The 24,615-nt window shown below is 33.7% G+C and carries 16 protein-coding genes and 4 pseudogenes; 8 read left to right on the plus strand and 12 right to left on the minus strand.

Going from position 1 to position 24,615, the window contains the following annotated elements:
• Nucleotide 1: 1 nt before the first annotated feature.
• The 6 genes from pyrC to MN187_RS05240 all read right to left on the minus strand — a co-directional run bounded on the left by pyrC (nucleotide 2) and on the right by MN187_RS05240 (nucleotide 6,846).
• Complete coding sequence (gene pyrC, locus MN187_RS05215) at nucleotides 2–1,285, minus strand: dihydroorotase (protein WP_242093492.1); 1,284 nt, start codon at nucleotides 1,283–1,285, stop codon at nucleotides 2–4.
• 10 nt (nucleotides 1,286–1,295) lie between these two features.
• Complete coding sequence (locus MN187_RS05220) at nucleotides 1,296–2,222, minus strand: aspartate carbamoyltransferase catalytic subunit (protein WP_242093495.1); 927 nt, start codon at nucleotides 2,220–2,222, stop codon at nucleotides 1,296–1,298.
• Between the two features lie 15 nt (nucleotides 2,223–2,237).
• A complete protein-coding gene (locus MN187_RS05225; protein ID WP_241699027.1) occupies nucleotides 2,238–3,530 on the minus strand; it encodes a solute carrier family 23 protein in 1,293 nt (430 codons plus the stop codon).
• A gap of 137 nt (nucleotides 3,531–3,667) precedes the next feature.
• Nucleotides 3,668–4,207 carry a bifunctional pyr operon transcriptional regulator/uracil phosphoribosyltransferase PyrR gene (gene pyrR / locus MN187_RS05230; protein ID WP_071456897.1) on the minus strand — a complete coding sequence of 180 codons (540 nt, stop codon included), beginning with the start codon at nucleotides 4,205–4,207 and terminating at the stop codon, nucleotides 3,668–3,670.
• 199 nt (nucleotides 4,208–4,406) lie between these two features.
• Entirely contained in the window at nucleotides 4,407–5,312 is a 906-nt protein-coding gene (locus MN187_RS05235) for an RluA family pseudouridine synthase (RefSeq protein ID WP_242093497.1), read from the minus strand.
• 115 nt (nucleotides 5,313–5,427) lie between these two features.
• Nucleotides 5,428–6,846 carry a cation:dicarboxylate symporter family transporter gene (locus tag MN187_RS05240; protein ID WP_242093499.1) on the minus strand — a complete coding sequence of 473 codons (1,419 nt, stop codon included), beginning with the start codon at nucleotides 6,844–6,846 and terminating at the stop codon, nucleotides 5,428–5,430.
• A 637-nt stretch (nucleotides 6,847–7,483) separates the two neighbouring features.
• On the opposite strand from MN187_RS05240, the gene MN187_RS05245 reads away from it, so the two are divergent.
• The gene (locus tag MN187_RS05245) at nucleotides 7,484–8,617 is read left to right on the plus strand and encodes a trans-sulfuration enzyme family protein (RefSeq protein ID WP_242093501.1); all 1,134 of its coding nucleotides are present in this window, start codon (nucleotides 7,484–7,486) and stop codon (nucleotides 8,615–8,617) included.
• A gap of 40 nt (nucleotides 8,618–8,657) precedes the next feature.
• Here MN187_RS05245 and thrS read toward each other — a convergent pair whose 3' ends face one another.
• From thrS to MN187_RS05260, 3 genes are all read right to left on the minus strand, one after another.
• On the minus strand, nucleotides 8,658–10,592 hold the full coding sequence (thrS, locus tag MN187_RS05250; RefSeq protein WP_117972366.1) for a threonine--tRNA ligase: 1,935 nt from the start codon (nucleotides 10,590–10,592) through the stop codon (nucleotides 8,658–8,660).
• Between the two features lie 319 nt (nucleotides 10,593–10,911).
• Nucleotides 10,912–12,543 carry a hypothetical protein gene (locus MN187_RS05255; RefSeq protein WP_242093503.1) on the minus strand — a complete coding sequence of 544 codons (1,632 nt, stop codon included), beginning with the start codon at nucleotides 12,541–12,543 and terminating at the stop codon, nucleotides 10,912–10,914.
• Nucleotides 12,533–13,285 (minus strand): ABC transporter ATP-binding protein, encoded by a 753-nt coding sequence (locus MN187_RS05260; RefSeq protein ID WP_242093505.1) that lies wholly within the window; start codon nucleotides 13,283–13,285, stop codon nucleotides 12,533–12,535. Before MN187_RS05260 ends, MN187_RS05255 begins: the two co-directional genes overlap by 11 nt.
• Nucleotides 13,286–13,417: 132 nt before the next feature.
• On the opposite strand from MN187_RS05260, the gene proC reads away from it, so the two are divergent.
• From proC to MN187_RS05285, 6 genes and pseudogenes are all read left to right on the plus strand, one after another.
• The gene (gene proC, locus MN187_RS05265) at nucleotides 13,418–14,203 is read left to right on the plus strand and encodes a pyrroline-5-carboxylate reductase (protein ID WP_242093507.1); all 786 of its coding nucleotides are present in this window, start codon (nucleotides 13,418–13,420) and stop codon (nucleotides 14,201–14,203) included.
• 124 nt (nucleotides 14,204–14,327) lie between these two features.
• Nucleotides 14,328–14,423: pseudogene (locus tag MN187_RS10700) on the plus strand (hypothetical protein); the annotation flags it as partial.
• A gap of 45 nt (nucleotides 14,424–14,468) precedes the next feature.
• Nucleotides 14,469–15,181: pseudogene (locus MN187_RS05270) on the plus strand (transposase); the annotation flags it as partial.
• A gap of 98 nt (nucleotides 15,182–15,279) precedes the next feature.
• A pseudogene (locus tag MN187_RS05275) lies at nucleotides 15,280–15,604 on the plus strand (HTH domain-containing protein); the annotation flags it as partial.
• A gap of 242 nt (nucleotides 15,605–15,846) precedes the next feature.
• Nucleotides 15,847–16,143 (plus strand): DUF4298 domain-containing protein, encoded by a 297-nt coding sequence (locus MN187_RS05280; protein WP_117972785.1) that lies wholly within the window; start codon nucleotides 15,847–15,849, stop codon nucleotides 16,141–16,143.
• Nucleotides 16,144–16,557: 414 nt separating this feature from the next.
• Nucleotides 16,558–17,100: pseudogene (locus MN187_RS05285) on the plus strand (tyrosine-type recombinase/integrase).
• Nucleotides 17,101–17,349: 249 nt separating this feature from the next.
• On the opposite strand, the gene MN187_RS05290 reads toward MN187_RS05285, so the two are convergent.
• Both MN187_RS05290 and MN187_RS05295 read right to left on the minus strand, forming a co-directional pair.
• A complete protein-coding gene (locus MN187_RS05290; protein WP_242093509.1) occupies nucleotides 17,350–19,224 on the minus strand; it encodes an ABC transporter permease in 1,875 nt (624 codons plus the stop codon).
• Complete coding sequence (locus MN187_RS05295; protein WP_241699219.1) at nucleotides 19,214–19,966, minus strand: ABC transporter ATP-binding protein; 753 nt, start codon at nucleotides 19,964–19,966, stop codon at nucleotides 19,214–19,216. The genes MN187_RS05290 and MN187_RS05295 overlap by 11 nt, the downstream gene beginning before the upstream one ends.
• 185 nt (nucleotides 19,967–20,151) lie before the next feature.
• Between MN187_RS05295 and MN187_RS05300 the strand changes: the two genes are divergently transcribed.
• Nucleotides 20,152–22,251: a Na+/H+ antiporter gene (locus MN187_RS05300; RefSeq protein WP_242093511.1), complete on the plus strand. Its 2,100-nt coding sequence runs from the start codon at nucleotides 20,152–20,154 to the stop codon at nucleotides 22,249–22,251.
• 397 nt (nucleotides 22,252–22,648) lie between these two features.
• On the opposite strand, the gene glmS is transcribed toward MN187_RS05300, so the two are convergent.
• Entirely contained in the window at nucleotides 22,649–24,457 is a 1,809-nt protein-coding gene (gene glmS / locus MN187_RS05305; RefSeq protein ID WP_241699036.1) for a glutamine--fructose-6-phosphate transaminase (isomerizing), read from the minus strand.
• Nucleotides 24,458–24,615 lie beyond the last annotated feature (158 nt).

The following is a 24,615-nucleotide window of genomic DNA, read 5'->3' on the forward strand; positions in this document are numbered from 1 at the left end:
CTTACGCCTCCTTTTTATTCCAAACCAATTTCCCTTTTACAAAGGTATATAATGTGTCTCCAACAACTTTTTCTCCACTAAATGGCGTATTATGTGATTTTGAAACAAACTCTTCAGGTATGACCACTTCTTCATCTAAGTCAAAGATGGCAATATCCGCATCTGCCCCAATATTTAATGAGCCTGTTTCTAAATTAAATAGTTTTGATGGTGCTTCTGTCATCCAATACACAACTTGCTCTAGTGTAAAACGATTTGTTTTAACAAAGTGCGTGTACATTAAAGCAAAGGCTGTTTCACTTCCCACGATTCCAAATGGTGAGTCAATCATGCTTTGATTTTTTTCTTCGTGTCCATGTGGTGCATGGTCTGTAGCGATACAATCAATCGTTCCATCCAGTAATCCATCGATTAATGCTTGTTGATCATCAGTCGCTCTTAGTGGCGGATTCATTTTAAAGTAACCATGATCATGTGTGATATCACAATCTGTCATGATTAAATGATGCGGACACACTTCACACGTCACATGAATACCATGTTTTTTCGCTTGTCTGATGACTTCAACACTTTCTTTGGTTGAAACATGACAAACATGATAATGAACACCTGTTTCTTTTGCTAATAACACGTCCCTAGCAATTTGTGATGATTCAGTCGCACTCATAATACCAGGTAAGCCTAACTCTTTTGATTTCTCACCTAAATGCATCACGCCACCAAATAATAAACTCTCATCTTCAGTGTGGGCCACAATCGCCATATCAAGTGCTGCTGCTTCTTTCATTGCTTCATACATGACTCCAGCAGTTTGCACACCCACACCATCATTTGTAAAAGCAAATGCACCAGCTTTTTTTAATCCAGCAAAGTCAACTAACTTTTCTGTGTTTAATTCTTTTGTAATAGGTGCATATTGTAAGATGTTTACCATGCTATCTTTTTCAATACGTTGATACATGTCTGTCAAACGCTCTGGTGTATCTGGCACTGGATTAAGGTTTGGCATGGCACACACTGTGGTGAACCCACCTTTAGCCGCTGAACGACTACCTGTTTCGATTGTTTCTTTGTATTCAAATCCAGGCTCTCTAAAATGCACATGAACATCAACTAATCCTGGTGTTATCAATCCGTTTTTTGCATCAATAACTTGTTCAAAACTCTCTGCTGTTTCAGTAAACTGACCAATCCCTTTGATTTTCCCTTCTTCAATCCAAATATCTACTGGGATTAACTGATTTCGACTTGTAACCACTCGGCCATTTTTAATTAATGTTTTCATGTTCATCCTCCTATGATTTTCCTTGTAAAATGGCTTCTAATATTGCCATTCTCATAAATACACCATTGGTCATCTGTTGCGTGATTCGTGATTGATAACTTTCAACTAACTCATCAGCTAGCTCGACATCACGATTGACCGGAGCGGGGTGCATGATAATCGCTTTTTCTTTCATTTTTGTTGCACGTTCGTTGGTTAAACCATGTTGTTGATGGTAGTCTTTTTTTGAGAAACTTCCACCACTTTCATGACGTTCGTGTTGAACACGTAACATCATCATCACGTCTACTTTATCTAATACGTCATCTATTGGTAAGTAAGTCCCGTAAGCTTCATATTTCTTGTTGTACCATTCTTCTGGTCCACAGAAAAATAGATTCGCTCCCAAACGTTTTAACATTTTCATATTTGAATTTGCCACCCGCGAATGCGTTAAATCGCCACATATCGCAATATTTAAATTGTCAAAATGTCCGAATTCTTCATATATAGTCAATAAATCAAGTAAACACTGTGTTGGGTGATTGCCACTACCGTCTCCTCCATTAATGATGGATGTCGTAATTGTCTTACTTTGAATTAATTCATTGTAATAATCTTCTTCCCAGTGACGAATCACACACGCATGCACACCGATTGCTGACATCGTCAACACAGTGTCATATAACGATTCGCCTTTTGATACTGAACTTGTTTTTGCATCAAATTCTATTACATCGATGCCCATTTTTTTCTCTGCGACTTCAAAACTTTTATGTGTTCTTGTACTGTTTTCAAAGAATAGATTAGCAACAAAATATTGTTGATTGGGTAATTGAGATTTCTCTCCGTGTTTAAACTGCTGTGCACGTTTAATTAATCCCATCACTTCTTGGTCACTTAATGATTCTGCCGTTAGTAAATGTTTTAAACTAATTCTCTCCGATGTAATAATCATTTGAGCCTCTCCTTTTTATTCTAATTCGCTTTTCGCTTTTTCAGGTAAAATCAAGTTCAGTATAATTCCAAACAATGTTGCCAGAGCCATACCAGAAACCGCTACTGCTCCAACTTGGAATGTTAATCCGCCGATTCCCACTACTAAGATAACTGAGGCAATCAACAAGTTGCGTTTTAAGTTAAAATCAATTTTATTATCAATCAAGATTTTCAATCCGCTTGAAGCAATCACTCCGAATAGGATAAAACTAATTCCTGCAATAACTGGGTTGGGAATACTTTGAATAATCGCGGTTAATTTTCCGACAAAACTTAATCCCATTGCAAGAGCTGCTGCCCCTCCGATGACAAACACACTGTGTACACGAGTAATCGCAAGAACCCCAATATTCTCACCATAACTTGTAACAGGAGGACCGCCAACTAAACCAGCGACGATTTGTGCTAATCCATCACCTTTAAGTGTTTTATCTAGACCAGGCTCTTTGAAGAAATCTCGTTTTGTTAATTTATTTAACACCATCAAGTGACCAATGTGTTCTGTCATCGTCACAAATGCGATAGGGGCCATGGTCACAATCGCGGTTAAGTAAAATTTCGGTGTGTAAGTCACAAACGGTGCTTGAAAGTCAGGTAAAGCAAACCATGCTGCTTGTCTAATTGGCTCAACATCGACAATTCCAACTGCAAGTGCGATAAAGTAACCACACACAATTCCTAGTAATATTGGAATAAGTCCCATAAACCCTTTAAGATACATGTTAAAGAAAATCGTTAGTGACATGGTAATCAAGGCAACTACAATGTATTTCACACTGTAAACTTGTTCGCCATTTGCTCCTACTGCATACATCGCTTGACTTGCTGCATTTCCAGCTAACCCAAGGCCGATTACCATGACAACTGGTCCAACCACAATCGCTGGAAGCAATTTATCTAACCAAGCTGATCCCGATCGCTTCACAATGACTGAAACAATTAAGTAGACAATCCCCGTTGTGATAGCTCCTAAGGCAACTGCCGGATAACCATCATCTTTCATTAACATTTGCATCGCTGCAATAAACGCAAAACTACTTCCTAAGTAAGCTGGTATTTTTCCTTTTGTTACGATGAGATACACAATCGTTCCAAGTCCTGAACTAAATAGGGCAATTCCTGGGTTAATACCAACTAATATTGGCACTAGTACTGTGGCACCAAACATGGTAAATAAATGTTGTAAGCTAAGCCCTAACCATTTAATTCCCTTCGGTTTATCATGTATGTCCAATACAACATCTGGGTTTCTATAGTTTTCTTTCATTTGACAGTCTCCTTTATAATAAAAAATCCTCGTTTCAGTTTTAGAAACGAGGCGCGCGAAAACAAGTTGGTGTTTGACTTTTTCCACCAATTGTTATTGCTTTTCCTAGTCTCTCTGTACTCGATTAAAAAGCTTATTTAATTAAGTTGTTTAATTTTGATCTCATCTTTACCATCATATTCTTCCACAGATACAATAATTTGTTCTGTTTTTGACGTTGGAATATTTTTGCCAACGTAATCAGCTCGAATTGGTAATTCTCTATGTCCTCTATCAACTAATACGGCTAATGAAATCTTTTCAGGACGACCAATATCCATGATAGCGTCTAGTGCTGCACGAATCGTTCTACCTGTAAAAATAACGTCATCGACTAAAATGACTTCTTTATCTTCTATTGAAAAGGGAATATTTGATGCATGTACTTCAGGTGTGTCGTGTTCATTGACATGATTATCATCTCTGTATAATGTAATATCTAGCTCGCCAACAGGAATGTCTTTTCCTTCTAATTGTTTTAATCTCTCAGCAATTCGATTAGCTAGATAAATGCCGCGTGTTTTGATCCCAATCAACACGATATCATCAATGCCTTTGTGTCGTTCAATAATTTCATAAGTAATACGTGTCAATGCTCGTTTCATTGTCATGTCATCCACTACTACTTTTTCAGTCATTAAAGTTCCCCCTAAATTTTTTAAACAAAAAACCCTCTCATCCATCAAAGAATAAGAGGGTTGTGTTTAGTCATAGTGATATAAGGATACAATGTCCCTTATCAATACATATTACACGCTCCTTCTTAGCCTCTCTGGACTACTCTTAAAGGACTGTTCTGTTTTGTTGTACTGAGTATAACGCACTCATATGTAAATATCAATCATTATTTTCGATTTCCTTCAATGTTTTTGTAAATATTTCTGGTAACTCAGAATCAAAGGTCATCAGCTCTCCTGTTGTTGGATGCGTAAAGGCTAATGTTTTAGCGTGTAAAAACTGCCCATTTCCTTTTATCGTTTTCTTAGGACCATATAGTGGATCGCCAACAATTGGATAACCGATATAATCCATGTGCACCCGAATTTGATGTGTTCGACCAGTTTCAAGGACACATTCAATTAATGTATAATCTAAAAATCGTTCTAATACGGTAAAATGAGTCACTGCTTCTTTACCATCTGCTACGATCGCTTGTTTTTGACGGTTGTCTTTACTTCTACCTATTGGTGCTTCGATTTTTCCTTTTTCATGTGGAATGACACCATGAACTAACGCCACATATTTTCTTAATGTTTTACGTTCTTTTAACTCATCCTGAAGCGCAATATGTGCCGCATCATTTTTTGCCACCATCAATAGTCCAGATGTATCCTTGTCAATTCGGTGAACAATCCCCGGACGGATCACATCATTAATACTTGAAAGTGATCCTGCGTGGAATAATAATGCATTAACAAGCGTTCCATCAGGATGACCCATAGATGGATGGACTACCATTCCTTGAGGTTTATTTACCACAATCACATCATCATCTTCATAAACAATTTCTAATAGAATATCTTGTGGTTCTAAGGTTAATTCTTTTGCTTCTGGTACCGTAATATCAACACGATCGTTTTGTTTCACTTTATAATTTGCTTTAACAATCTCTCCATTAACATTCACTGCCTCTTCTTTTAACCAACTCTGAATTTGAGAGCGTGAATAATCTGAAAAAACTTCTGCTAATACTTTATCAATTCTTCCTTTTTTATCTTCTACTACATAATGTAATTGTGTCATTGATTATCTCCTTCATTTAACTTGCTCACTTAGTTTATCATAAAACTGGTCGCTATTCACTAATACAATCATGATTTTAGATAAACAAAAAAGAGACGATAAACGTCTCTTTTTATTATTCATTAATTTGTGTATGATTTGATGGCATATTGAACTGATCTTTATCAAACGTGCCTTCCCATTTATCTACGACTACCGCAGATACCATACTTCCGGCAACGTTTAACATTGTACGCCCCATATCAACAATTGGGTCAATACCAAATATAGCCCCAATACTTGAAATAGCAGAACCATAACCTAATCCATTTAATGTAACAGTAGCAGCAACGGTTGCTGTTCCTGGTACACCGGCAATACCGATTGAACCTACTGTCACAACAACCACAACAAGCACAAAGAATGAAAAGTCCATAGTAGCTCCCGCTGCTCCAGCAACTAATGTTCCAAGCATGGCAGGGAATACTCCGGCACATCCATTCATCCCAATTGTTGTTCCAAGTGTTGCAACAAAGTTTGATGTTTCACCTGATACACCCATGTCTTTTTCAAGTGTTTGCAAAGTATAAGGTAATGTTCCTACGCTTGAACGAGAAGAAAAAGCAAATAACAATGTATTAAAAGCTTTCTTGTAGAACATAACTGGATTGACACCCATAAAACTTAAAATAACAACATATACCAATAACATAATGATAACTCCTGTATAAAGTGCCGCTATAAATCCTAGCATACTAACAACAGATTGGATACCATTTGAAATAATAGTGTTACTTACAAGAGCTACCACACCATATGGCATTAATTTAATAACGTTTGTCAAAACAGAATTAACTGTAATACGTAGCGAATCTAAAAATGTCACAAAAGGAGCTACTTCAATCGGTTTTTTAACCTTTAAGAAACGAATTGCACTGGCAAACATCGCTGCAATAATAACAACCGATACGATACTCCCATTGTTTCCCATTACACTAATAATATTATTAGGAATTAAATTTAAAAAGAATTCAGGAAAACTTTGTGAGGCAATATTATTCATAAATTCTGTCTTTTGTTCCGTTAAGTCTCCAGCAAAACTAGTCGCATTTAAATTAAATAGCTTAACAACTAAAATACCAACAATCGCAGAAATAGCTGTTGTGCTTAATAATGTAATGAATGTGCGACCTGTTAAACTTCGAATACGATCACCTCGTACATCCACAACAACTTTAATAATAGATAAAAAGACGACTGGAATAGCAAGTAACTGAACTAGTTTTAAAAACCCTGTCCCAATAAGTCCAAACCATGCAGATATTTCTCCTCTAGCATGATCAATGTAAATACCATTTTTGTTACTGATCATATCAATACCAATCCCTAGTACTAGACCAATGATCAAAGCGATAATCATGCGTTTAGAAAAACTTACTTTTTTGTCTTTAAGCATTTTTAAGCACACCATTGCCGCACCTAACAATACAATAGCAATCAACGTGTAAAAATTACTCACTTTAAGAAATTGTGAGAAAAATGGAACATCTATCATGAATATCATCTCCTTTTTTACCAGTCTACACTGATAGAATCATTTTTTAAACTCATTTGTTTCAAAATATTTTCAGAAAAATTATTTAATAAGAATCATTTCAACTTTTAACAAAATCTTTTTGAGAATATACTACTTTAAAAAGTGGATTTTACAAATGTTTGTTATGATATCAATAAATCAATTAAAATACTCTAAATAAAAAAACATGTCAATTGTACGATTACATAAAGCCCTACTCTATACCTTATAATCTCACGAATCATTTTCCATACTTACACTGTTTATCCTTCAATCATATCTGAACTCATTTATTTAACTTAAACATTTATCAGAATTTAACCTGATGTAAAAATTCAACGTTTAATTCACGATATATAATAAAGAACAATAGATTCAAGTAATGTCCACATCATTTAACCTCCATTCCTAATTTATAGTTGTCATTATACACAAATTATCTATCATTTTAAAAAATTTGCTCTCAAAAATGATGATTTATTTGAAATTTTATTCATATGAACGTTTTTTAATACGAAATTTTACTTAAAATTTAATTGACAGCGCATACATGTGAGTGTTACGTTCAAGGTATTAACAGAATAAAATTAACTTATATAAAATTGGAGGGGATTTTATGAACATCAATACAAAATTACTACATGGTTATTCCGTTATCGACAAAGAAACTGGATCAGCCTCTATTCCAAAATACCAAACATCCACGTTCCATCAAGATGATGTCTTCCATCATACTGGATACAACTACACTCGGTTTGGTAATCCAACCATCACAGCTGTTGAAGAATGCATTGCTTCACTTGAAAATGCCAAATTCGGCCTAGCTTTTTCTTCAGGTATGGCAGCTATCAATTCTGTTTTATTTATGTTATCTCAAGGAGACCATCTTATCCTTGGAAAAAACATTTATGGGGGTACTTATCAGATTGTGACGGAATTTCTAACACGTTTCGGCGTGAAACATACGTTCGTTGATGAATCCGATGTTTCAGCATGGGAAAATGCCATCCAACCAAATACCAAGTTATTTTATTTAGAAACACCCTCAAATCCATTGTTAACGATTACAGATTTAAAATCTGTCTGTCATTTAGCAAAAAAACATCAAATTTTAACTGCTTGTGACAACACATTTATGACACCTATTCACCAACAACCACTCGATTTTGGGGTCGATATTGTCATTCACAGTGCCACAAAATTTATTAATGGCCATAGTGATATTTTAGCCGGACTCATTGCGACAAATGATGAAAAACTCTACTCAACGCTCAAAAAACATCAAAAAGCATTAGGAAGTATTTTAAGCGTTGAAGATGCGTGGTTATTACTTAGAGGGGTTAAAACAATGGGTCTTCGCATGAAACAATCTGTTAAAAATGCAGCTAAAATCGCAGACTTTTTATCAAATCACGATGAAATAAAATCTGTCTATTACCCTGGACTAGCAACTCATCCTCAATCAGACATTCATCAATCACAAACACAATCTGGTGGTGCTGTTTTAAGTTTTGAGTTAAGTTGTGAAGATAAAGTCGCTGATTTCTTTAATAAATGTCAAATCCCTATTGTGGCTGTCAGTCTTGGCGGTGTTGAGTCGATTTTATCTTATCCATGGACCATGTCACATGCCTGTATGCCTGAAGAAGAACGCATCAAAATGGGTGTTACCTCAACGTTAATTCGTCTATCTTGTGGTATTGAGGATTGCGACGATTTGATTAATGATTTAGAAAATGCACTGAAATAAGTAAAAGACCAAGCCACAATTGACTTGGTCTTTTTTTGTATTATTTACTGTAGTTTTTCACTTCAGCAACCACTGATTCAACAAATAATGGTAATTTCACTGTCTCAGTTTCTTTGCTTCCGTATTTACGGACATTTACTTCACCGTTGTCTAACTCTTTATCTCCCACAACAATTTGATATGGAATTTTTTGAGTTTGAGATTCACGAATCTTGTAACCCATTTTTTCATTACGATCGTCCACTTCAAAACGTAAGCCTAAACTATTTAATTGCTCTTTGATTTCAAAGGCATAGTCACTATGTAAGTCTAAGTTAACTGGGATGATTGTTCCTTGCACTGGTGCTAACCAAGTTGGGAATGCGCCTTTATACACTTCAGTTAAGTAAGCCACAAAACGTTCCATCGTAGACACGATACCACGATGAATAACGACTGGACGATGAGTGTTTTCGCCATCTTTTCCAACATAAGTTAAGTCAAAACGTTCAGGTAATAAGAAGTCTAATTGGATAGTTGATAATGTTTCTTCCATTCCTAAGGCAGTTTTTACTTGCACGTCAAGTTTAGGGCCATAGAATGCTGCTTCGCCTTCTGCTTCAAAGTATTCTAACCCTAATTCATCAATGGCTTCTTTCAGCATTGTTTGAGCTTTTTCCCACATTTCATCATCATTAAAGTATTTTTCAGTGTTTTCTGGGTCTCTGTAACTTAAACGGAAACGATAATCTGTAATATTGAAATCTTCATATACGGCAACCATTAATTCTAATGTACGTTTGAATTCATCTTTGATTTGATCTGGACGAACAAATGTATGACCATCATTTAATGTCATTTCACGAACACGTTGTAATCCTGATAACGCACCTGATTTTTCATAACGGTGCATCATACCAAGTTCAGCGATACGAATTGGCAATTCACGGTAACTATGAACATCGTTTTTATAAACCATCATATGATGTGGACAGTTCATTGGACGTAATACTAACATTTCGCCATCTCCCATGTCCATTGGTGGGAACATGTCTTCATGGTAATGATCCCAGTGACCAGAAGTTTTGTAAAATTCAACGTTTGCCATAATGGGTGTGTAAACGTGTTGGTACCCTAAGCTGATTTCTTTATCCGTAATGTAGCGTTCGATTGTACGGCGAATTGTCGCACCTTTTGGTAACCAGAATGGTAAACCAGAACCAACTTCAGGACTTAACATAAATAAGTCTAATTCTTTACCAAGTTTTCTATGGTCACGCTCTTTCGCTTCTTCACGCATTTTGATGTATTCTTTTAATGCTTTTTTATCAAAGAATGCTGTTCCGTAAACACGTTGCATCATATGGTTATCAGAATTCCCTCTCCAGTATGCTCCAGCAACAGATAATAATTTGAAGACTTGAATACGTCCAGTAGATGGCACATGCACCCCGCGACATAAATCTACAAAGTCACCTTGCTCATAAACAGTAATCACTTCATCTTCTGGTAGGTCAGTAATTAATTCCACTTTATATGGATCTTCCTTAAACAACTCTAAAGCATCGGCACGAGAAATTTCTTTACGCACGATTGGGTTATTTTCTTTTACAATCGCCATCATCTCTTTTTCAATCGCTTCTAAGTTTTCTTCAGAGATAACCTCTTCACCATTATCAGTGTCATAATAAAACCCATTTTCAATTGCTGGTCCAACACCAAAATGAATATTTGGGTATAAACGTTTCATCGCGTTTGCCATCAAGTGAGCTGTTGAGTGGCGTAAAATTCCTAACGCCTCTTCATGGTCTGGTGTCACGATTTCAATTGACCCATCCACTTCGATTGGTCGCTCTAAATCAATCAACTCGCCATTTAATTTACCTGCTAAGGCTTTTTTTGCTAGAGAATTGCTAATGCTTTTTGCAATATCTAATGTTGATGAGCCACTCTCAAATTCTTTGACAGCGCCATCTGGAAAAGTAATCTTAATCATACTATCGTCTCCTTTTAATTGTTTAAATAAAAAAAGCCCTAGTAAGTCATATTGACCTACTAGGACGAATCATCGTGGTTCCACCTAATATTTAAGACATAAATCTATGTCTCCTCGAGCGTGTTAACGGTACGACCGGTCAAGTTTCAACTCGACTTTCGAAAGTGGTCAACACATGCACTTATCTGGAAAACTCTCAATTATGTTTTCCTCCCTGTCAGATAGCCCTCACATATCGGTGTCTTTCTCAACAATTATCTTTTATTTATCTACAGTTATATTTATAACACCTTTATAAATATAAAACAAGTACAAACATTTAATTTTTTAATTTAAACGTTTTGGGTGCTACTTTTAAAATCACAGCAAACCCTACCCCAACATACAATAACGACACAATAGACAATCCTAATGCATAGTAAAGTCCTGTTGTTTTAAGTTGTAAATTTATATAGGCAAACAAATAAAAGACACCATTCACTACTTTATAAATAGGATTGATTACTTGAAAATCACTTGTAAAAGGTTGTAGTAAATAATAAACAAATAATTCGTGAAACGAAAAAAGTAACGTTAAACTTATGATGACTAAAAGAGCAAGCCCAATCAAATGGATGGAATTAAGCCCAACAACTAGTAAATTAAATAAGATTAACCAAACTAATAAAACACCGTTCACGATACTATTGTAAAACAGGATTTTTTTAAACCTAGCGAGAAATCCACTAATTATTGCTTCTTTTGTTCGATAAAAAGGAAACGTCAACATGGAGATATCACAATTCATAAATAAACTTTGTACCACACTTTTGCCAACTGACGTTAAATATAAAACAAAAAAGAGTGATGGGACAAGGCGATACATAAATTCTTCTAACTCACCGACACCAGACATTAATGGAAAAAACTGACTGGCTACTACTAAAGCTAAGCCTAATACACTAATACTGATTACTTTAATTAGCAATCCCTTACCTAGTCCTTTTTTAAATCGACTAAAAAATAATGCATTTAAATAAGCATTTCCTGACAAATCATCGAAGTTCGCCTGTTCATCGATGCTCATTTTTTTTGTTAAGCCTACGCCTTCAGTAAAGTTTGTAGTTTTATTTTTCAATTCTTTATCATCGGCTTCAAAGGCATACATTGATGAGCTAACTTTTTTATCGGCTACTAATGAAAAACGAGGATAAGATAAATAATTCTTGGCCACTAACCAACTCGCCAGAAAGTTAAAAATAATGAGTCCTATTATTACCAATAGATTAGAAAATAAAAAACTCATAAAAGAAGATAACATGGTGAAACAAAATCCAATAACTAACGCCAACATCACTACTAATATCGCAACTTTTTTTATCCATGGATATTTTTGTAGTGTCAGTGGTAAATCTATTCTTAGCCAAATCGTACTAAAAAACACATAAGTACTACTCCCTAATAATGTGGTTAAAATAATCGGTAAGCTATTAAACAGACCCATAACAATCAACGCAATGGTGACGACGATTAAATCAAAGCATAGTTCCAACAGAGTCATTCTTTTCAAATGAGAAGATTTATTAATTCGAAAATTAGTGATAAACAACACATCTTTTTTATCAGGAACACTAAATAATGAGCCAAATATTGGCAAATAAAACGCAAAGACAACTAACCAAATATCAAAACTTGATAACTGACTCTCTTTAAATACAACATTAGCTAAAAATGAACTGACAAAGAAAGGAATGATACCTATTATGACTTTAATTGCTGTTGAAATAGCAAACTTAATATAGGTGAATACTTTCTTTAAGGGATAATCCGCATAAACCATTCTAACAGGAACAATTTTACCAATAAAAGGAATTCTACCAATAAAATAAAACAAACCATTAATAAAGATAGTCCCTTTAAATAACTGCAATAAAATATATTCTGTGAGGGTTGACCTAACATTACTTATCATCTGACTCACCTATCACTTCAACCACTGCATCTTGAGATTTACCCTCTTCATCAGATAACATGGCAACAATATCCGCTTCAAAACTATTCGTATGAATTTTAGTTGGATCAAACCCTGTTAGTTTACCTTTATGAAGCACCACAATCTCATCACATAAATCTTGTGCTAACTGTAAAATATGAGTGGAGAATATCACAACGGAATCTTTTTTTATTGATAAAATCAATTCTTTCATTTCATGAGCTGCAACCACATCAAAACTCGTCAATGGTTCATCAAGTAGCAAGACAGGTGGTTGCGCCATCATCGTCGCAATCATCTGAACTTTATTTTTCATCCCATGCGAGTAGTCTTTCAGTAACCGATGGCGATCCTCTTTTTTTATCCCAACTTTTGCTAAATACTCATCTGGCGTTCGAACGTTTAACATTTTTTCCTTATTCATATCAATAAAAAACTTAATGAATTCATAACCTGTCATAAAATCTGGTAGAGTTGGGGTAGCATGAACTAACCCAACTTCTAGATCAGAAAAATCATGCTCTATCATGTCCTCTTTCAACTGAATCGTCCCTGAGTCAATAGATAAATCTTTTGATATACAATTAAAAAGTGTCGTTTTACCCGCTCCGTTTCGACCTAATAATCCATATATTTTGCCTTTTTCAAATCGAAAACTCGCTTCATCTAAAATCACTTTATCATCAAACTTTTTCACTACGTCTTGTATGATTAACTCCACTCAACCCACTCCTTTAGTTTAAATGTCCTTATAGTATATCATAAAGTGATATACTATAAAATTAGTTGTCACAAATAATTTTACGTTCTATACTAAATTGGTTAACTATTTAAAAGAAAGATGGGATGATATATGAAGATCGGTATATTTGGCGCTGGCCATATGGGAGGAGCTATGATTAAAGGGTGGGTTCGCTCAAATAATATTTCTCCAACAGATATTCTTGTAAAAGGGGGTAAAGGGGACACAGCAAAAAAACTACAACAAAATATTCCTTTTAACCTAACTGATAATTTAGAAGATTTTGACCAAGTGGATATGATTTTTTTAGCCGTTAAAACACCTATTATTCTTCCAGTCATAAACGAATTAAAAAATCATTTAAACAAAGACCTTCCTATTATTTCTGTATCAGCTGGTGTCCCTATTTCCTTAATGCAGGAAGCTTTAGGTGGATCTTACCCTATCGCTCAAGCTATCCCCAATACACCTGTACAAATCAATCAAGGTATTACTGGTATTGCTTACTCACAGACAATAAGTAATCTTGATAAAATCGCAATCTATGATTGTTTAAGTCTTTTGGGAACGGTAGAAGAAATTTCTGAAGATAAGATTGATATTTTTGGTACATTGGCAGGATGCGGACCAGCATTTGTTGACGTCTTTATGGAAGCTCTAGGAGATGCGGCAGTATTACATGGTATGGACAGAAAATTAGCTTATACTGTTGCTGCCAAGATGGTAAGTGGATCAGCTAATTTATTACTAGACTCTAACAAACACCCTGGTGAATTAAAAGATGGTGTAACCTCTCCTGGCGGTACAACTATTAAAGGTATCACTGCTTTAGAAAAAGAAGGATTTAGGTATGCCACCATCTCTGGTATTGATACCATCATGCAAAGTTACAAATAGAAAAAAGCATCCACTTATCATAGTTGCTTCAGACTGTAGACAAAGTATTGATAAATTTCGATACTTTATCTTTTTTTGTTAAGATAGAAGAAAGGAGTGACTATTAATGTTGAAAAAACAAGATATGAGTAAACGTAATCAAATAGGTTTTTATTCATTAGAAGACTTAGTTTCACAGGAACATTTTTTAAGAGATATTGATAAATACGTCGATTTTAGTTTTATTTATCAACTTGTTGAGGATAAATATGATCAGTCTAATGGACGACACGGATGGGTTTTAGGATATACAACGCATCCAGGTAATCAACATGATAGTCGTACTTTTATCTCTATTTACAATAAATTAAAAAGTCATTTCACTCTGAATAAATTAGTGATGGATGCGGGCTACAAGACACCAGGTATTGCTCATTTGTTGTTTCAAGATAACTTAACATCTATTTTTCCATATAAGAGACCCATGACCAAGAAAGGTTTTTTCAAAAAATATGATTATGTTTATGACAAATACTATGATCAATCTATTTGTCCCAATATGAAAACATTAACTTATACGACAACTAATCGAGATGGTTATCGAGAATATAAAAGTAACCCTCACGATTGTATGACGTGTTCTTTAATAAATAAATGTACGCAATCAAAGGATAAGAGAAAATAAGTTCAACGTCATTTATGGGAAGATGATATGGAACGATGTGAGGACATACGTCATTCCATTGGAATGAAATCTATCTATAATAATCGTAAACAGACGATTGAGAGGTTATTTGGAACAGCCAATGAATTTCATGGATTACGTTATACCAACTTAATAGGCAAAGAAAAAATGCACATGAAAATTGGGCTTATTTCGCATGTCTTAATATAAAAAAATTAGCAAAAATGCTTAAATTAAGAGACCTAGAGGGCTCTATTTTTTTGTCTATTTTTAATTATTTACCTACATTAATCATTGGATTGTCTTCACTCTGAAACTATATTGAATAATATAGTTTGGATATTTGCAGTTATTTTATTATTATTTGATGCTTTTACAATTGGTGTGCCTAAAAAGATACAAGGTAAAAACAATGAGTGAAGGATTGAAAACGATTAAAGAGCTGGCGGATGAGTTAGGTGTTTCCAAACAAGCTATTCAATATCATATAAAATCATTGACAAACAAAAACCGACAAACAAAAAGAACCGAATATTAATCAATATTTGTTAAATGAAATTGAAGAAGTTAAGAAAAATAGGGATAAACAATTAGCAGTTAAAGATAAACAAATAGAAAATAAAAACATTCAAATTGCACAAATGCAAAATCTGCTAGATCAGCAACAACGTTTAGCCCTACAAGATAAAAAATTGCTGGAAGAATACAAGGCAGAGAATGATAGCTTTAAAGCCCTTAAAAAGCAAATAGAAGTCTTAAATGATAAAATAATCGGTTGATTCTTCGCAAAACGAAGAATCACAAATACAATTTTTTGAATCTCTTCCAATTGGCACAATATCAAGCGCAATCACTCATTCCAGTGATCTAGACGTGCTTAGAATGGCAATCTCAACATTAAATATAACTTTATTAAATACTAATGATTGCATTAAAAATTGCTTTTTGAGATAATTGCTAAAAAAGTGAGGATTCTCAAATGGATAACAAAGATATAGAGCTGATTCAACAAATGGAAAACAAATATGACACTTTTATGCCAGTCTTAACTAATTTAATTGATAGTGTTGAAAAATTTAACTCAATTTACAATAATTATATTGAATTAAAAAATTTTTATGGTAGTGAAAAATGGTTTGAATATATGGAAATTGAAAAGATCCCAGTAAAATGTGGTGTTTTATCAGAAGACCAATTATTTGATATGATTGGTGATCATAATGAACTTCTTGGAGTATTACTTGACCTAACTTCAAAAATGTACAAAAATTTTTAAAAAAAATAAGCACCACTTAAGGTGCCATTTCCTGCCTGCTGAACTCATTTTTAGTGACTTTTTATATAGTTTTGATTTTGTTTTATTTTCATCTAACTGTAAACCAAATTATCACAAACGCTTATATATCAATGAAGTTTACTATAAATTTACACTGTTTAAATGCTAGGTTTAATTCTACAAATTATTTTGAATTTTATTTCAGGTAATTACTGGAAGAGTAAGTAGACCAGTCTTTAACGTCACTTCCAATTATAGCTAATTCTTTATGAGCATTAATAATTCCCATTGTTGTCAATTTTCCAGCTTCTAAAATTACGACGTAATCACTTAGTTTTTCTTCTAATCGATTTTTAAAACTGAAATCAATGGAGCGTTCTTTATCTTTATATCAAAGATTCAAATATCTTAAAAATGGTGCAGGATACACTACTTGATAGTTTTCGTGCTGGTCGTCGCAACTGTACAATTTTCCAAGCTGGGAAAGCGCCCTTTCTACGTGTGAGTGACGTCATGAAATTAAGAAAAACAGATGTCTTTAATCTTGATGGAACAGTCAAACAAACTGCATTTATTCATGATCAAAAAACAGGTAAGGGAAATACGTTATATTTAAAACCTGTCCAACAAGATTTAACGCTTTATCATGCATGGCTCATCCAACAAAATATGAATTCAGAGTGGTTATTTCCTTCAACTTCTCGTCCTGATCGTCCTATTACTGAGAAACAGTTTTATAAGATTATGGCACGAGTTGGTGATCTTTTAGGAATTAACTATCTAGGAACGCATACCATGCGTAAAACAGGCGACTATCGGGGCTATACGTAGTCAAACTATAATATTGGTTTAGTGATGCATTTATTAAACCATTCAAGTGATGCTATGACCTTAACGTATCTTGGATTAGATCAAGCTAGTCGAGAAACGACGTTAGACCAAATTGATTTTGGGTAATGAATGTTTAGAACTTAGTAGTCGTCCAAAAACGACTACTTTTTTTGTTGAATCGTACGAGGACGATTCGATGCTTTTGACTTGTAAGAACAGGATTGAATGAAGCAATACTGTTCGCATATTTTTAGTGGATGAACAAACAAAATACGAGAGATTTTTTGTTTGTTTATACATGGTTTTAGAAAAAAAGAGACGATTTTGGAAGAAGAAAATCGTCTCAGAGTGAAGACAAACCAATTACTCTGTTTTCTATTCTATAGTGACCTCTTGATATAATTTTCTAAAATAAAAATGACTTGCGATTAAATAATAAATAATTTGTATAACTAAAAATAGACCTATAATCATAAATGCCATCATTTGTAATCTTTGATTAAATAAAGCATACATTGCTTTTAACGCTACTAATCCATGAACAGAAGACACTATAATTGGAGTAAAAAATAAAATGCCAACTTGTCTATAAACGGTCTTCTTGATTTCTTTGCGACTAAGTCCTAATTTATAAACTATTTTAAATTTTTGAATATCTACTACCATATCACTATATAACCTAAAATATAAAAAACTACCAGCAGACACAAAGAAAATAGCACCAATAAAAAAGCCGACAAATAATACAGGTGTATAAGTTTCTGTAATGGATTCAATAATTAATGGCTTACTTTGAAGACCTTCAATTTCTTTTAAGTGTGTCGCAACCTTTAACTGTTGATCGTGATCTTTCGGATTGCCCATCCATCCAATTTCTTGCTGAATCCCATATTTTTTAGCAAATTGACTATAAACTGTTTTAGGTACTACATACACATTTTGAAAACCAGGCAGAACCACTTTTTCCACCTCAAAATTATTCACAGATACACTTGTTCCATCAGGTAATGGTAACTCTTTTAAGTAGCTTGTTTGAGGTTGCCCTGATAATAGGTTACTATCAATATTTAATCGATAAGACTGATTAGTATCCAATATTTTTTTATTTTTAGTATATTTTGCAATGTTATTATACCCATTTGTACTAATGACTCTGTACCCATTTTGATTTTTAGATTCTGGAACATAGACCACTTTCATACGAAGTTCTGTCATATTTAAGTCTTGATTATCCATTTTACTTTGAACTGCCTCTAAATTATTAACTAATCTTTCTTGATTACCATCAGAGTCTGATAAATAAAAGTCATAAGTCATCGCATTGACAGAAGCAACTGTCATTTCTTTTAACCCTGCTAAAGAGCCAATAGCAGCGAACACAACAGTTGTGATGATTGCTACCAAAAAAAATGACCGTGCATTATCCTTCATCCGAAAGACCAAATCTGAATAGACTAGCATATTCGTTTTTTTCCAAAACCGTTGTTTATTTTTTTGTAGTTGTGTAACAACGAGAATACTTAACTGATTAAACAAAAAATAAGTCCCAATAATTACTATCAATACAACAGGTATCATAGCCACAAAAACCTGCATACCTTGAGCGTACAAAGCAATCGCATACCCCATTCCAATAAATAATAAGGCAAAAATCGATTTTATCTTGGATGATTTGATTTCCTCTTTTCCTAAATCTTCACTTTTAATCAATTCTTGAATGTCCATTTTAGGAATCTTAAACTGAATAAAGAAAGAACTCAAAAAGAATAGAATAGTAAACGCGACAAACGTTATCACAATTGACTTTAATGGAAAATAAAAAGCTAATTGAACCATTAATATCTTTTTACTCAAAAATAATAGCACTTGTGAAAATATTAAGCCAGCTAGAATACCAATAACTGTGGCAAAAAATCCCACTATAGTATTTTCTTGAAAAATCATCTTTCTTAACTGTTTTGGAGACATCCCTTGGATTAACAACAAACCAAATTCTTTCTTACGTGATTGGAGAAAGATGTCCATAGAATATAACACGTAAAAAAATGAAAAAATATAAATAATACTTGACGATAGATTCATGCCCACTATAACAAACGGATGCATAGATGATTCACCAAGAGATGGATGATTAGAGAAAGTTAAAAAAGTTAAAAACGTCATGACAGTTGTTAACGTGCTTAAAAAATAGGCTAGATATAATGGTTTATTTCGAATAGTATTTTTATAAATAAATTCCTTAAAAGTCATATACTTCACCTTCCAACTGCCTCAAACTAAATAGAATATCATCATAAAACTCACTTTGAGAACTATGTCGACTAATTTCATCGCTTAATTCACCATCTTTAATAAACACAATACGCTGACAATAACTTGCAGCAAGAACATCATGCGTCACCATTAAAATCGTAGAATTAAGTCTAGTATTTAACTCTGATAATAATCTCATAACGTCTTTTGATGATTTCGTGTCTAAATTTCCAGTTGGTTCATCTGCTAGTAATAACTTTGGTTCATGAATCATTGAACGTGCAATAGCAACACGTTGTGCTTGTCCACCAGAAATATTACTAATTCGTTTGTTTAACAATGATTCAATACCTAATACTTCAGAGATATCATTTAATTTTTTTGTCATAACACTAACTTTTTCACCATCTAGTGTCAATGGTAGCACAATATTTTCTGCTACGGTTAAGGTGGGTATCAAGTTAAATCCTTGAAATACAAACCCTAATTGATTTCGTCTAAATTTTGCTAAATCCTCTTGATTTAAATTCGACGCTCGTTCACCATCAATTGTGATGTTTCCTGATGAAGGCTGATCTATTGTACCAACGAGATTTAGAAGAGTTGATTTACCACTTCCAGAAGGACCCATAATGCCAACAAATTCACCCTCTTTTACACTGAGGCTCACTCCCTTTAGTGCTTGAAATAATGAATCTCCTGTACCAAACGTTTTTGTTACGTTATTTATTTCTAACATCTTTTTACCCACTTTCGTTCTCACAATCCCCTCATTATAGAATAACATGTTAACGTTTATATTAAAACGAACAATATCCCAAGATTGTTAACACATAATAATTTTAACACTGTTTTATTAGAAAAGGCTATTATTCATACAGATTTTTGCTATACTTATTATATACAAAAAATGGAGGTGAAGCTATGGCAGTATTAGAAACCACTATTTTACTGATTATACTCGTTATTCTATCTAATATTATCAGTCACTATCTTGTGGCAGTTCCTACCGCATTAATTGAAATAGCCGTTGGTGTTATTGCCGCATTATTTTTACATTTAGATATAGAATTACAAACTGATTGGTTTATGTTGTTATTTGTAGCACCACTTTTATACAATGATGCCAAGCATTTTCCAAAGAAAGAATTATGGGAACTACGAGCTCCAATTTTTGCTAATGCTATTTTCCTTGTCTTTCTTACTACAATTGCAGGAGGACTATTAATTAATTTATTTATCCCACAAGTCAGCTTGCCATTAGCCTTTGCTTTGGCAGCTGTATTATCACCAACCGATCCAGTAGCAGTTCAAGGTATCGCTGAACAAGTAAAACTTCCTAAACGAATTTTAACGTTAATCAGTGGGGAGAGTTTGATTAATGATGCTAGTGGATTAATCGCTTTTAAATATGCACTAGCGGCCTTTCTAACTGGCACTTTCTCATTAAGACAAGCCTCTGGTGACTTTATTTATATGACTTTAATCGGTATACTGACTGGCTATATCATCAGTCGACTAATTTATTTGATTCAAAGGAGTTTGTTAAGGCAAGGCATTCAAGATGTTATTTTACATTCGTCTCTTCAAGTAATGACGCCTTTTGTTATTTTTATTATGGCAGAAATCGTTCGGGCATCAGGAGTTATTGCAGTAGTCGTTTCAGGTGTTATGGCCATTCAGCAAGAGCCATTATTTAGAGGACAATTTTCTGAGATAAAAATTGTAACCAATAAATTATGGGATATTATTATTTACTTGCTAAATGGCATTGTTTTTGTCGTATTAGGTACAACTCTTCCTTATGCTATGCGTGGAGCCATTATTAATCCTACTATTAATAATGCTCTGTTAATCCTTTATGTTATCATCGTGTGGCTTATACTGATGATAATAAGAACATTATGGACGTATGCTTACATGTGGTATCATTACTTTAAAGCAAAAGATAACATCCAACTAAAGCCCAAATTTTCTATTGCTATTTTAACGGGATTAACTGGTGTTAGGGGAGCTGTTACTATGGCGATGGTTTTATCTATTCCATTCTTTTTACCAAATGGTGCGGTATTCCAAGAACGATATCTGATTATCTTTTTAGCTAGTGGCGTTATTTTAGCAAGTTTACTAGTCGCTGTGATTACATTGCCTATTTTCACAAAACAGAAAAAGCGATTGATCTTAGCCGGGGATGAAGGAACACAAGAACCTATTGATGACTCAAATAATTCATCTCAACTACCTGAAATAGAAGCTAGAAAATTAATGACTAAACGAGCCATTCAATCCTTACAGCAAGAGTTAAATAATGAAAATCAATTAATTATTAACGATATTCTACAAGATTTTGATAAGCAATTACGTTTCTTATACTTAGATGATAATCATACATCTAACACTGTTTATTATGAATTAGAATCAGATTATAGATGCCAAGCAGCAGATTTTGAAACAAATAAAGTAATGGAGATACTACCTCAACTAGCATTACCTAAAAAAATTGAACAAAACTATTTAAAAATGCTTGAATACAAACAACGTGCCCATTCAAGTAATGTTAAAATCATCATACAACGTTCTTTGTACAAAGTTCAGAAAAAAATCAAAAGAATCGTATATCAGACTTTCCTAAAACGACAACCTGAAAAATCCCAATTAGATAATGTTAAAAAAATTACCTTATTAGAAGTTAAAAGTTCTGAAGCAACTTTTGATATGTTAAATGATTGTCAAAATAATTTAGATAAAGCAGACAAATATTTTACAGTAAAATATAATATTTTAAACCAACTTATGATGGAATATACAAGTAAGATACATCGCATTCAGCATTATCATCTTATTCAAGAATCATCTTATCAAGAGATATACAGAGATTATTTTTTAAGGGCTCTTGATGAAGAAAGAGGTATGATTCAAAAGCTTCTTGAACAAGGGCGAATTTCTAATACTATGGCAAATCAACTACGCCAAGGAATTAATTACAATGAAACATCCTTTCTACAAACAAATATTGAAGATTAAATTAAAACATAACAAAAAGTCGAAAATTAATTCAATTTTCGACTTTTTGTTATGTAAAAATATCTTTTGATTATTGTGTTATCTATAGTATAAGCTAGTTCATATTCATTGCCTAAATCGTCAACCAATCATTTGTCATTTAAATCAGATATAGTAAATTTTTTTATGATATCTTTTCCACTAATAGTGACTTTTTTATTTTTTATCTACTGATATAACAACATTTTTAAATAATTTTTCGATTTTCTTATCAAAATGATATAAAATATTTTCTTTAAACGACTCTTTATGAGTCACAACTGAAGTAATTGAGCAAATTTAATTTTTAACCACTCCACTCTTTTTAAATATTATACAAAAAAACCAACCTTCACTTAAGAAAATTGGTTTTAATTGTTTATTCTACTGTCACACTTTTTGCTAAGTTACGTGGTTTATCAACATCTAATCCTCTTTGCAAACTGGCATAATATGCTAATAATTGTAACGGCACCACACTAACTAGTGGTGTTAGTAGTTCATGTACTGGCAACAACACGAGTTCGTCGCCTTCATGTGCGACATTTTCAAGTGAGATTGTTAAAACATTTGCCCCACGACTTTCCACTTCTTTTGCGTTTCCGCGTGTATGACTGGCTGTTTTTTCATCTGTGATAATCGAAATGACTGGTGTGCCTTCTTCAATCAAGGCAATGGTTCCATGTTTTAATTCCCCAGCAGCAAATCCTTCTGCTTGAATATAAGAAATTTCTTTTAATTTAAGCGCTGCTTCCATCGATACGGCATAATCTAATCCACGACCAATAAAGAAGGCATTGCGTGTTGTTCCTAAGAGCGACTCGCTAAGACCAGCTATTAATTCTTTTTCACTAATCATTGAATCCATTACAGAGGCGATAATTGCCATCTCATGAGCTAAATCAATTGATGACGCTTTTTCTAATCCTTTTTTTAATCCAATAGATTGTGCTAAATAAGCCATAACTGCAATTTGAGACGTATAAGCTTTTGTTGATGCTACGGCAATTTCTGGACCGGCATGTAATAATAACGTGTAGGTCGCTTCACGTGATAGTGTAGAACCTTTTACGTTCGTAATAGTCAGTGATGGTAAATTCAATTCATTTACTTTAACCAATACTTGACGACTATCAGCTGTTTCACCACTTTGCGTTAAGAAAATGAAGAAAGGCTTCTCTGATAAAATTGGCATATCATAGCCCATCTCACTAGCTAAATGTACTTCAACTGGAATATGCGTTAACTCTTCAATGATTTTTTTACCAACTAAACCGGCATGCCAACTTGTACCGCATCCAACGATATAGATACGATCACTTGATGCCATATGAGAGATAATATCTTCATCAATTGTTGTCTTGCCATCTTCTGTTAAATATTCAGAAATTAATTTTCTCATCACACTTGGTTGCTCATCAATTTCTTTTAACATGTAATGAGGGTATAAACCTTTTTCAGTGTCTGTTGCATCAATATCAGCCACAAAAGACTCACGTGATAATTTATTTGACTCTCTATCAAAAATAGTCAACTCACCTGGTGTTAAAATAATGCGTTCACCATCTTTAATTTCAACAAATTCATTTGTTTCATTAATCATGGCCATTGCATCACTACCAACATAATGGCAATTTTCGCCAAGTCCGATTAGTAATGGGCTTTTATTTTTCGCAAGGTATAGTGTGTTGCTATCTTCTACGTCCATTAATGCAATCGCATAAGAACCTTCTACTTTGTCTAAAGCTGCTTTAAATGCTTCAAAAGGCGTTTTACCTTGACGATAAAAATAATCAACCAATTCAACGACAATCTCACTATCTGTATCCCCTTTTAAGGCGATATCAGTTAAATAATCATTTTTTAACTCTAAATAATTTTCAATCACGCCATTATGTACTAAACAGAATTTTCCACTTGTTGATTGATGTGGGTGTGCATTTTCTGTATTTGGTACACCATGCGTTGCCCAACGTGTATGACCAATTCCAATATGGCCTTCAGGAATGTTATTAGCCAAAGCTTTTAATTCACTCACACGACCTGGTGCTTTAACAAGGTAAGCTTCTGTATCATCCGCTACCATAATTCCTGCTGAATCATAGCCTCTATATTCTAATTTTTCTAATCCTGTTAACAAGATATCTTTCGCTTGGTTGTTTCCGATTACTCCAACTATTCCACACATTCATATTTCCAACTTTCTTTTAAAATAGTTGTTTCTATTTTTTTGCATGAATAAAGTTTTGTCAAACAAGTTCCCTTGCTATTTTGTCTTTATCCTAAGAGTGCAAACCCTATGAGCCACCCGCCGAATTTTCGATAAACTCATTCCTCGTCACCTAA

Source organism: Vagococcus sp. CY52-2, from assembly GCF_022655055.1.
GTDB lineage: Bacteria > Bacillota > Bacilli > Lactobacillales > Vagococcaceae > Vagococcus.